11 protein-coding genes are annotated in these 11,150 nt (G+C 60.0%); 6 read left to right on the forward strand and 5 right to left on the reverse strand.

The annotated features are described in order from the left end of the window. Positions 1–3: 3 nt before the first annotated feature. Positions 4–1,170 carry an efflux RND transporter periplasmic adaptor subunit gene (locus HTT03_RS01805; protein WP_174858174.1) on the reverse strand — a complete coding sequence of 389 codons (1,167 nt, stop codon included), beginning with the start codon at positions 1,168–1,170 and terminating at the stop codon, positions 4–6. 106 nt (positions 1,171–1,276) lie between these two features. On the opposite strand from HTT03_RS01805, the gene HTT03_RS01810 reads away from it, so the two are divergent. After that, positions 1,277–1,867 carry a TetR/AcrR family transcriptional regulator gene (locus HTT03_RS01810; RefSeq protein ID WP_174858175.1) on the forward strand — a complete coding sequence of 197 codons (591 nt, stop codon included), beginning with the start codon at positions 1,277–1,279 and terminating at the stop codon, positions 1,865–1,867. A 346-nt stretch (positions 1,868–2,213) separates the two neighbouring features. Here the strand turns inward: HTT03_RS01810 and HTT03_RS01815 are convergent, their stop codons facing one another. From HTT03_RS01815 to HTT03_RS01830, 4 genes are read right to left on the reverse strand one after another with little or no spacing between them, the layout of a single operon-like run. Next, complete coding sequence (locus tag HTT03_RS01815) at positions 2,214–2,984, reverse strand: ABC transporter permease (protein ID WP_174858176.1); 771 nt, start codon at positions 2,982–2,984, stop codon at positions 2,214–2,216. After that, positions 2,981–3,733 carry an ABC transporter permease gene (locus HTT03_RS01820; protein WP_174858177.1) on the reverse strand — a complete coding sequence of 251 codons (753 nt, stop codon included), beginning with the start codon at positions 3,731–3,733 and terminating at the stop codon, positions 2,981–2,983. The genes HTT03_RS01815 and HTT03_RS01820 overlap by 4 nt, the downstream gene beginning before the upstream one ends. A gap of 9 nt (positions 3,734–3,742) precedes the next feature. After that, complete coding sequence (locus HTT03_RS01825; protein WP_174858178.1) at positions 3,743–4,516, reverse strand: transporter substrate-binding domain-containing protein; 774 nt, start codon at positions 4,514–4,516, stop codon at positions 3,743–3,745. Positions 4,517–4,546: 30 nt separating this feature from the next. Beyond that, complete coding sequence (locus HTT03_RS01830) at positions 4,547–5,347, reverse strand: ABC transporter ATP-binding protein (protein ID WP_174858206.1); 801 nt, start codon at positions 5,345–5,347, stop codon at positions 4,547–4,549. 119 nt (positions 5,348–5,466) lie between these two features. On the opposite strand from HTT03_RS01830, the gene HTT03_RS01835 reads away from it, so the two are divergent. The 5 genes from HTT03_RS01835 (at position 5,467) to HTT03_RS01855 (ending at position 11,146) form a co-directional block, all read left to right on the forward strand. Continuing rightward, positions 5,467–6,114: a TetR family transcriptional regulator C-terminal domain-containing protein gene (locus tag HTT03_RS01835; protein WP_174858179.1), complete on the forward strand. Its 648-nt coding sequence runs from the start codon at positions 5,467–5,469 to the stop codon at positions 6,112–6,114. Further along, entirely contained in the window at positions 6,111–7,298 is a 1,188-nt protein-coding gene (locus tag HTT03_RS01840) for a pyridoxal phosphate-dependent aminotransferase (RefSeq protein WP_174858180.1), read from the forward strand. The genes HTT03_RS01835 and HTT03_RS01840 overlap by 4 nt, the downstream gene beginning before the upstream one ends. Further along, positions 7,295–8,887 (forward strand): 5-guanidino-2-oxopentanoate decarboxylase, encoded by a 1,593-nt coding sequence (locus HTT03_RS01845; RefSeq protein ID WP_174858181.1) that lies wholly within the window; start codon positions 7,295–7,297, stop codon positions 8,885–8,887. The genes HTT03_RS01840 and HTT03_RS01845 overlap by 4 nt, the downstream gene beginning before the upstream one ends. Positions 8,888–8,902: 15 nt before the next feature. Further along, positions 8,903–9,685: a dimethylarginine dimethylaminohydrolase family protein gene (locus HTT03_RS01850; protein WP_174858182.1), complete on the forward strand. Its 783-nt coding sequence runs from the start codon at positions 8,903–8,905 to the stop codon at positions 9,683–9,685. A gap of 300 nt (positions 9,686–9,985) precedes the next feature. Then, complete coding sequence (locus tag HTT03_RS01855) at positions 9,986–11,146, forward strand: acyl-CoA dehydrogenase family protein (protein WP_174858183.1); 1,161 nt, start codon at positions 9,986–9,988, stop codon at positions 11,144–11,146. Positions 11,147–11,150 lie beyond the last annotated feature (4 nt).

Raw genomic sequence — 11,150 nt, forward strand, 5'->3', positions numbered from 1 at the left:
CTGTTACTCCGCCGCCGCTGAGGCTGCGGGGAGATCGCGCAGAACGCCATCCTCGTCAAATTGCACCGGCACCGGGACAACCGCCGTGCCTTCTGCCAAGCCGGCCAGACCATCCATAATGACCGTATCACCGTCCTCAAGCCCGCCTGTGACGATCCATTGCTGCTCAAACGAGCCATCTTCGGTCAACGCGCGGCGGCTGGCTTTCCCATCTTCGACCACCCAAGCTGTCAAATTGCCCAACTTGTCGCGCTTTGTGGCGGAGTGAGAGATTAAAAATGCTTCCGTTCTGCCCAGATCAATCTGGCCTCGCAGGAACATTCCCGGCAGAATTAAATGGTCGGGGTTCTCAAAACGAAACCGCGTGTCGATTGAACCGGTTGAGGTCGAGACCGTCACACCCGGCGCCACAAGACTGCCCCGGCTTTGGTAAATCCGACCGTTCTCAAGCTTCAACGTTGCCTGCAACTCTTCGTTCAAACGCAGCGTGCCGTCTGTGATGTCCTCCATCACCGCAAGGAACCGCGAAGAAGGCTCGTACATATCCACTTCGATCGGGTCGAGCTGGGTGACCGTGGCCAGCGCAGAGGCTTGGCCTTCGGTCACCAGATCGCCCACCGACACAGCCGCGACACTCGCCACGCCCGCAATCGGGCTTTTCACAGTCGTCCACCCCAGTTTCGCCTCGGCAAGGGTCAGGGCCGCCTGCGCAGCTTTCACCGCCGCACGGGATTGGTCCAAGGTTGCACGGGCGGATTCAAGCTGTGCCTTCGTGCTGCCGGAGCCGACCAGCCGTTCGGTGCGGCTATAGGCAGACTCGGCTTGCGTGACCTGCGCCTGCGCACTGGCAAGCTGCGCTTCGGCACTGGCAAGGTTCGCGCGATAGGTCGCATCCTCAATGCGAAACATCGGCGTGCCTTCGGTGATGGGCTTGCCGGGCTCATAGAGGATTTCCTCCATAATCCCGCCGACGCGCGGACGGATCGCCGTTGCAGAAGCCGCCACCGCACGCCCCGGCAATGTCACGATCCGAGGGACCTCTTGAAGCTGCGCTTCGACAACACCGACCTTTTTCGGCGGCATGCCAGCGGGGGCTTGGGCCTGCGCAGGAACGGCCAGCGCCAGCGTCGCTGCAAAAAGCGCGGCCGGGTGAAACGAAAACTTTTTCATAAGGGTCTGATCCGTTGCCATGGTCCAAAAGAGCGCCGCGCCGATTGCGCCACGTTGCACAGTGTGCAATGATTACTGTCAATGAAGGGAAGAGGCAAGGAGTACAATGGCGATGGATTTACGTCAAAGACGCCGCCTTCAGACCGCACGTGACATTCAGTTGGCAGCGGTCACCTTGGCGCTTGAGCATGGATTGGATTGCACCACAACCGATGCCATCGCCAAAGAGGCGGCGGTCAGCACCCGCACTTTCTTTAATTATTACCCCAATAAAGAAGCCGCGATTTTGGGGGAGGCGATGAAGATCGACGTGGCCGGCGCGGATTGGTTTATCAACTCAAAGGCCCCCTTGGTTGAGGATTTGGGCCTGTTGCTGGGGCGTCTTTATCAAGTCGCGCCGGTTGAGCGTGGCTTGCTCACAAAAATCCTTGAGGTCGTTCAGAAAAATCCCGCCCTTCGCGACATGTTCCATGTGCGCGGCAAAGCCACAGCCGACGTATTGGCCGACATCCTAACCGCGCGGCTTGGCCCGGACAGTTTGATTGAGGCGCGGCTTTTGTCTGACTTGGCCGTGCGCGCGTTGACGGAAGCTATCTTGATTTGGGCGAGAGATACCGAAATGCGGCTCGATGATCTTTCGGCCATGGTTACCGAAAACCTACGCCGGGTGGCGGCGGTGATGGACCGCGCCGATTAAGCTGCCCGTTGGTCCTTGAAGCCAGCCTTTTGCACCTCGGAATGCAGAAAGGGGCGGGATGCACAAGCGTCTCGAAATCCGCTTGGCATCGCGGCTCCTCCCTATCGTTGTCGCTCCCCCCGCTGCTGTTGGAGCGCTTTAGCTGATACTTTTCCCCGCGTTACGGGCCTTCCGCCATTCGTTCCAGAAAGCAGTCAACAGAAAAAACAGATTGCCGGAACAAGGGCCGGGAAAATCAGAACGTAGGCGTGAGAAATGTCGCAGGACATGGGGCCAACGAAGCAGCTTAGATCAGCCTAAGGCCGACGACAAATCGTCGGCCATGAAGTTGCCCTTACCTATTCCCCTACCCCGGCACCCGGTTTTCAAACCGGCGAAACATCAGCGCGATGATCCCGGCGATGATCATGTAAAACACCGCCAGCAGGATCAGCGGTTCGTACACAATAAAGGTATCCGACCGCACCCGCGAGGAAACCGCATAGAGTTCAACCACGGTGATCGTCGCGACCAGAGGTGTCGCCTTGAGCTGCAAAATAGTTTCACCGCCCAATGTTGGCAGCACATTGCGAATGGCTTGGGGCAGCCAAATACGGCGGAACATGGTGAAGCGCGGCATGCCAAATGCGTTTGCGGCTTCAAGCTGCCCTTTGTTCACGCTGGAGAACGCGCCGCGCATGACTTCGCCTTCATAACCCGCATAGGACAACGTCAGGGCCAACACCGCATAGGGCCAAGCTTGGCGCAGGTAGGGCCAGAGTTCACTGCCGCGAATCCACGGGATTTGCGGGAAGAGCGAACCGAGGCCGTAGTAGAGCAGCCAGATTTGCAACAGGAGTGGTGTGCCGCGAATGACGGTACAGAATACCCCCGCGGGCGCGGAGAGATACCAAGGCCCGATAGCCTGCGCGAGGCCGAGGGGGATGGCCAGAAGAAACCCCAGCACGCAAGTGACCACCAAGATCCAGATCGTGCGCCAGAGACCCTCAAGCGCCAACGGGGCGTATTCCGGTATCCAATCCCACCGCAGCGCCACGGCGCACCAGATCACCACGGCCAGCAGGACTGCCATCATGACGATACGGTGCGGCTGCATCAGAGCGCGAATAGAAATCATCGGCCCGCTCCTTTCAGCGACGGCTGGCCGCGCCGCGCCCATTTTTCAATCCGGGCAAAGACTGCACCCGAACAGAGCGTCACAATCAGATAAAGAGCACCCGCGGCGAGGAAGAAGGTGAAATAGGCGCGGGTGCTGGCAGCGGCCTGTCGTGTCTCAAGGGTCAGCTCGCTAAAGCCGACGATGGCCAGCAGGGCGGTATCCTTGGTCGCAATCAGCCAAAGGTTCGCAAGACCGGGCGTGGCAAACGACATCATCGCGGGGATGGTAACCCGGCGCATCAGCATAAATGGCGGCATGCCGTAGGCCCGTGCGGCTTCGATCTGACCGGGCGGAACAGCCTGAATCGCGCCACGCAGCACTTCGGTGGCATAGGCGCCCTGCACGACCCCAAGCACCCAGATCCCGGCGACCACACCGCTGATCTCGACACGGCCATAGCCCATGGCCTCTGAAATTTTGTTAATAAGATCGGTGCCGACGTAATAGAGGATCAGGATCAACACCAGCTCCGGCACCGCCCGGATCACAGTCGTATAGACAGCGAGGAGGTCGCGTAGGACCACCCCGCCATAAAGCTTGCCGTAGGCTCCAAAAAGCCCGATCAGCAGACCGAACCCGAAAGCACCAAAGGCGATCTGCAATGAGTTTGCGAGCCCACGCAGAAGGTTGCCTCCCCAGCCCGGCGGGCTGAGGGACAATAGTTTCGCACTTTCGGTCAGACCGAGCGTTTCGAAGAAGAACTCCACGATGCCGGCTTACTCAGCGTAGATGCTGGTATCGAAATAGCGCCCGGTGATCTCTTCATGGGTGCCATCTTCGAGGATCTTGGCGATGCCCTTGTTCAGTTTTTCGCGCAACGCATCATCGCCCTTACGCACCCCCGCGCCGACACCTTTGCCTAAGATGGCCTCGTCATTCTTGACTGCCCCTTTGATTTCGCAGCAGGCGCCAATGTCCGAGTTAACGAAATCCGCCATGGCGATGCTGTCGGCCTGAGTGGCGTCGATCCGGCCCGAGACCAGATCCTGATTGGCTTCGTCCTGCGTCTGATAGACCCGGATCTCTGCCGCATCGCCGAAATATTCGTTGGCATAGGCTTGGTGAATTGTTGAGGCTTGAATACCGACGATCTTGCCAGCGAGGGACTCGGGCGTCGGCTCAATATCCATCGACTTATCCGCCACAATCACTGCAGGCGTGTTGTAGTAGGGATCGCTGAAATCAATCGTCTGCTGACGCTCTTCGGTGATCGACATGGAGGCCATGATCGCATCGACCTGCTGGCCAGTCAGCGACGGGATGATGCCGTCCCAAGCGACAGGCGTGATCACGCAGTCCAATTCCGCCGCGGCGCACACCGCGTCGATAACCTCGATTTCCCAACCTTCCCACTCGCCAGCAGCGTTAAGCGAGGCAAAGGGGGGATATGGCTCTGCGGCGATGCCGATTTTGACCTCTTCGGCGGCCACGGCACCTGCGCTCACGATTGCAGTCGCGATTGCGGTTGTCATAAGTTTTTTGAGTGTCATCAGTAGTCTCCCTGTCTTGTTTTTGGTGGTTTAACCGACTGTCTGCAAAAACTGCTGAAGCCGGGCGGATTGAGGGTTGCCGAAAAGCTGTTCCGGCGGTCCCTGTTCTTCAATGCGGCCCTCGAAAAGATAGACGACATGGGTCGCGACCTCGCGGGCGAATTTCATCTCATGGGTCACGAGCAGCATGGTGCGCCCTTCGGCGGCCAGATCGCGGATTACCGTGAGCACCTCACCCACCAACTCGGGGTCGAGCGCACTGGTGGGTTCGTCAAACAGCATCACACTGGGTTCCACCGCAAGGGCGCGGGCGATGGCCGCGCGTTGCTGCTGACCGCCGGAGAGAAACGCCGGGAACGTATCAGCCTTGTCGCCCAGCCCGACCCGCTCAAGCAGCACCCGCGCGCGTTTGATCGCTTCATCCCGTGGCACCTTAAGCACATAGACCGGCACCTCAATGACGTTTTCCAACAACGTGCGGTGGGTCCAGAGGTTGAAGGCCTGAAACACCATGCCAAGGCGAGTCCGGATACGTTCGATCTGTCGGCAGTCGACGGGCGAGCCGTCTTGACGCATCAGAATTTCTTCGCCGTTGACGATGATCTGACCTGTGCTTGGGGTTTCCAGAAAATTGATACACCGCAAGAAGGTCGACTTTCCCGAGCCGCTGCCGCCAATAATCGCAACAACGTCGCCTTTCTGCGCAGTGAGAGAGACCCCCTTCAGGACCTCCAGCGCGCCAAAGGATTTATGCAGGTCAGTAACCCTTATGGCCTCATTTTCCGCTGCGTTATCAGCGTTGGCATCTCTGGCCGCTTCCGTTGCTCCCATCGGCTTCTTCTTCAACGCGTCCGCGCCTCCCATTTGGTGTTCCCCAAAATTGTGACTTGTAGTAAGGCCCGTATTTCGCAATCATGCAAGTGTATAATTACGAGGTTTGAAAATCGCCTGTGTCGGACAACACTCCCAAATTTAAGCGTGAGCCAGCGGAGCACCGCAGGGAGGCGCTGATCAATGCCACCCTGTCGCTGATCGCCGAAAAGGGCGTTCAGGCTGCGACGGTCCGGGCCATTGCCGCACGCGCGGATGTGTCACAAGGCATGATCCGACATCACTTCTCGTCCAAGGAAGAGCTGATAACGGCGGCCTATGAACATCACATGGACCGGTTGACCGATCTGACATCGGCATCTGCGGATGCCGACAGTGGCGCAGCCGCGGCACAGCTCGCGGCTTTCGTTGTGGCCAGCCTCACGCCACCGGTTGTCGACGCCGGGTCGGTCAGCCTCTGGGCCGGGTTCCTCACCAAGGTGCACGATGACCAGCAGATGCGCGATAGTCACGAGCGCACTTATTACAACTTCCGCAACCGCCTTGAGGCACTGATTGCCGCCGTGTTGGAAGAAGCCGGCCAGCCCGCCACACCGCAGCAGCTGCGGTATTTGGCAATCGCCTGCAACGCCGTGATCGATGGGCTGTGGCTGGAAGGCGGTATTCTCTCAGGGGCATTCGCACCGGATGAGCTTCCGGAAATCGGGATCAGATCGGTCGGCGCAATTCTCGGAATGGACCTAACAAAGGCAGGGCAACAGACATGAGACAGACAGACATAACCAAACGCCTTGCAGGGCTTGGCGGCGCGAAATGGGAAGTTCACATCCGGGCGCGTGAATTGGCCGCGCAGGGCCGCGATATCATTGAACTCACCATTGGCGAGCCGGACGTGCCAACGCCCCCCGCTCTCGTGGAGGTCGCCGCAGATGCGATGCGCCGCGGTCGGACTGGCTATTCTGATGGCCGCGGCGAGGCAGGGTTGCGTGCCGCACTGGCCGAGCGCTATTCGCGCACCTCGGGCCGCCGCATCACCCCGGATCAAGCGATGTGCTTCCCCGGCACGCAGACCGCCCTTTATGCGGTGCTGCTGGGTGCGGCAGAGGCCGGCCAGCAGGTTCTGGTCGGCGACCCGATGTACGCCACCTACGAAGGGGTTATTCGCTCCAGCGGCGCTGAGATGGTGCCGGTGCCACTGCGTCCGGAAAACGGCTTTCGCATTCACGCCGATGACATCGCCGCAAGGATCAGCCCGCAGACCACGGCGATCCTGTTGACCACACCGCATAACCCGACCGGATCGGTGCTGACCCGTGCAGACATTGACGCGATTGGAGAATTGGCGATTGCCCATGACCTCTGGATTATCTCCGATGAGGTCTACGAAGACCTTATTTTTGACACCACCAACTTCTGCTCGCCCCTGTCGCGCCCGCAGTTGGCTGACCGGGTCATCGTTGTCTCCTCGATCTCAAAGTCTCACGCAGCACCGGGCTTTCGCAGTGGCTGGTGCATTGCGCCGGAAGCCTTCACCGAAGCACTTCTCCCGCTGTCGGAAACCATGCTCTTTGGCAACCAACCCTTCATCGCGGACATGACCGAAAAGGCCGTGCGCGAGGGGTCTCCGGTGGCGAAAGGAATGACGGAGCGCTTTGCCGCGCGGGCCGAGCGCTTGCACAGCCGCCTGTCCGAAGAAAGCCAGTTAAAGGTACACCGTCCGGAAGCTGGCATGTTCGCAATGATCGACGTCAGCGCCACCGGGATGAGCGGCGCGGACTATGCCATTCACCTGCTTGAGCACGCCGGGGTGGCCGTCATGCCCGGTGCGTCCTTTGGCCAGACGCTCGATGCCTGGGTGCGGGTAGCGCTGACGACAGGTGATGCGGCCTTCGATACAGCCTGTGACCGGATCATCCACCACGCGGCGCAGCTGCAACTGGAATCCGCATGATCAGTGTCGGAGAAGCATTGGTCGCCCAGCTTTCCGAGCGCGGCGTCGATTGTGTTTTTGGCATTCCGGGCGTGCATACGATTGAGCTTTACCGGGGCTTGGCGGCCTCCGGCATTCGCCATGTAACCCCCCGGCACGAACAGGGTGCGGGGTTCATGGCAGATGGCTATGCGCGGGTATCGGGCAAACCGGGCGTGGCCTTTGTCATCACCGGGCCGGGGCTGACCAATACGCTCACGGCCATCGGGCAGGGGCGGGCCGATTCCGTGCCGATGCTGGTGATCTCCGGCGTCAACACGCTGCCCAGCCTTGGCAAAGGTCGGGGCCATTTGCACGAGCTGCCGGATCAACGGGCAATGGCGCGGACCGTTGCGCTGGTTTCGGAACGTGTCGAAAGCGCCGATGACTTAGCGCCGATGCTCGCGCGCGTGTTCGGGCCGTTCGATAGCGGTCGACCGGGACCGACACATCTCGAAATCCCGTTGGACATTGCCGGTGCGCCCTATACCGCAGAAGCACTGGCCCCTTCTCACCCCGCGCCGCCTACGCCGTCTGACGATCAAATTGCAGATGCCGTAGCCCTCTTGGCGCAGAGCAAGGCACCGGTGATCCTTGCCGGTGGCGGCGCTCGACGCGCGGGGAACGCCCTGCGCACCCTTGCGGAAAAGCTCGGCGCTCCGGTTGTGCAAACGGTGAACGCCCGCGGCCTGATGTTCGAGCATCCCTTAGGCGTACCTGCCAGCCCCAGTCTGCAGGCCGTGCGCAGGCTCATCGATCAGTCAGACGTCGTGCTGGCCGTCGGTACCGAATTGGGTCCGACCGACTATGACATGTACGCCACCGGCACGATGCCCCGGATGCAAAGGATGATCCGTGTTGACCTCTGCCCTGACCAGCTTGCACGTCAACCCGCCGAACTGTCGATCCTTGGCGACGCGGCTGCGGCAATCGACGCTCTGAATACCGCAATTGATGCAAGCGCTGCTCCGGACGGCCCAGAACGCGCCACTAAGACCCGCCGCGAAGCGGTCGAAGAAATTGGCCCGGAAATGCGCGCGCTTTGTGATGTCCTTGCCGAAATGCGCACGGCGGTTCCGGGAGCAATCATCGTGGGCGATTCCGCACAGCCAATCTACGCAGGCAACCTTTATTATGATCACGACCGCCCCGGCGGCTGGTTCAACGCCGCGACCGGCTTCGGCGCGCTTGGCTATGGCATCCCCGCCGCAATCGGGGCCGCGCTGGCAGCGCCAGACACGCCGGTGATTTGCATCGCGGGCGACGGCGGCGCGCAGTTCAGCCTGCCGGAACTGATGTGCGCCGTTCAAGAAAATCTGCCGATCTGCTTCATGATCTGGAACAACCACGGCTATCAGGAAATCGCCACCTCCATGCAGGACGCGGGGGTGAGCGTGGTCGGCTGCGACCCGACCCCGCCGGACTTCGCCGCTGTCGCCCAATCCTGTGGCCTGCCCTTCTGGCGCTGCGGGCCAGAACCGGATGCCGTCGCAAAAGCGCTCCGCGCGGCCACGGGCAAAGGCGGACCAACCCTAATTGAAATTCAGGCCCAGCCCTTCCTGCGCCAGTGAACAAGAGAGCATGACATGACAGACCCCACCTATGAATTCACCCGCGCCGTCACCCGCCGCCCTGCCGCAAGCATCGTCAACGGCCTACGCGCCGAAGACATCGGCACGCCTGATCTCGCGCGGATGGAAGACGCCCACGCCCATTATGTTGCAACACTGAAACAGACCGGGGCCGAGGTAATCGAACTGCCCGCACTGGAAGCGTTCCCGGATTCCGTCTTTGTCGAGGATACCGCACTTTGTCTGCCCAAGGGCGCCGTTCTGATGCGCCCCGGCGCGCCGAGCCGCATGGGCGAAGTGGCCGTAATGGCACCGACTTTAGACGCTCTTTACGACGAACTGCGCCGGATCGAAGGCCCCGGCCATATCGAAGGCGGCGACATTCTGGTGACCGGGCGCGAAATTCTGGTGGGCAGGTCAGACCGCACCGATGCCGAAGGCGTGGCCGAACTGACGCGGATCGTCTCAGATTGGGGCTATAGCCTGCGCGAGGTCTTTACCCCGCCCGGCGTGCTGCATTTCAAGACCGATTGCTCACTGCTCGACGGTGAGACCATCCTCAGCACCAAACGGCTCGACGCTTCGGGCTGCTTTGAAGGCTACCGCGTGCTGCATACCGCAGAAGGTGAAGAGGCCGCCGCAAACAGCATCCGGTTTAATCAATTTGTGCTCTGCCCGGCAGGCTTCCCCCGCACAGCTGAGATGCTGACCAACCACGGCTTTGAGGTGGTTGAGATCAATAATTCGGAATGCGCCAAGCTGGATGGGGGCATGTCCTGCTTGTCACTGAGGTTTTAACGCCAGACGCCGCCTAAATCGTAAGCCTGCCCGGCTCCACACGGAGCCGGGCACCCCAAAACGTGCACGACGTTAGGTGGCGTTATCCACCTGTTTTCGAAGTAAAACAACGGCCTTCCCCAGCACCCTGCCGGTCAAATTTTTCCTCCTGAACCGAATGACAATCACCTGTTATCCAAGCGTATAATTACACTTGCGCCGTTATTATATGAACGTATAGTAACGTTACCGCCCCTCTTTCGGCGGCACGATATGTTCAGAGAAACCGCGCAGATTTTGCGTCATCTCAAGGTGTGATCCATGCATTTTGGCCTAACAGACGAACAGGATATGATCGTCTCAACTGTTCGCAGTTTTGTTGAGAACGAAATTTACCCACATGAAGAACGCGTGGAACGCACCGGCGTGGTGGACCCGGATGTTGCGCAGAGCATCAAGCAGAAATGTCTCGATCTGGGCTTTTATGCCTGCAATTTCCCTCAGGAGGTCGGCGGCGCGGGGTTGAGCCATACAGACTTCGCACTGGTGGAACGCGAGCTTGGGCGCGGATCAATGGCGCTCACGCATTTCTTTGGCCGCCCGCAAAATATCTTGATGGCTTGTGAAGGCGAGCAGCGCGAACGCTACCTGCTTCCGGCCGTGCGCGGGGAACGTATGGACGCTCTGGCGATGACGGAACCTGACGCAGGCTCCGATGTGCGCGGCATGAAATGTTTTGCAGTTCGCGAAGGTGGCGACTGGGTCGTGAATGGCACCAAGCATTTCATCTCGGGGGCGGAACATGCAGACTTTGTCATCGTTTTCGTCGCGACCGGCGTGGACGATACCCCCAAGGGACCGAAAAAACGGATCACCGCCTTCCTCGTCGACCGCGGCACGCCGGGGTTTGAAATCGCCCCCGGCTACAGCTCGGTCAGCCACCGCGGATACAACAACATGATCCTGCGGTTTGAGGATTGCCGCCTGCCCGACTCCCAAGTTCTGGGAGAGGTCGACGGGGGCTTTGCGGTCATGAACGAATGGCTCTACGCCACGCGGATCACCGTGGCGACAAATGCGGTAGGGCGCGCGCGCCGGTGTTTCGAATATGCGCTCAACTATGCCTCTGAACGCAAGCAATTTGGCCAGCAGATCGGCAAATTCCAAGGCGTCAGCTTCCAGTTGGCAGACATGGTGACCGATATTGATGCGGCGGAACTGTTGACCCTCTCGGCAGCCTGGCGGCTTGATCAAGGGTTGCCGGCGAACAGGGAAATCGCCAGCGCAAAGGTGTTTGCATCCGAAATGCTGGGTCGCGTCACCGACACGACGCTGCAAATCTTTGGCGGAATGGGGCTGATGGATGATTTCCCCATTGAACGGTTCTGGCGCGATGCCCGCGTCGAACGGATCTGGGATGGAACCTCGGAAATTCAGCGGCACATTATCAGCCGCGACTTACTGCGCCCGCTTGGCGCATAGGCGG

This window comes from Sulfitobacter maritimus, from assembly GCF_013346665.1.
GTDB classification, from domain to species: Bacteria; Pseudomonadota; Alphaproteobacteria; order Rhodobacterales; family Rhodobacteraceae; genus Sulfitobacter; species Sulfitobacter maritimus.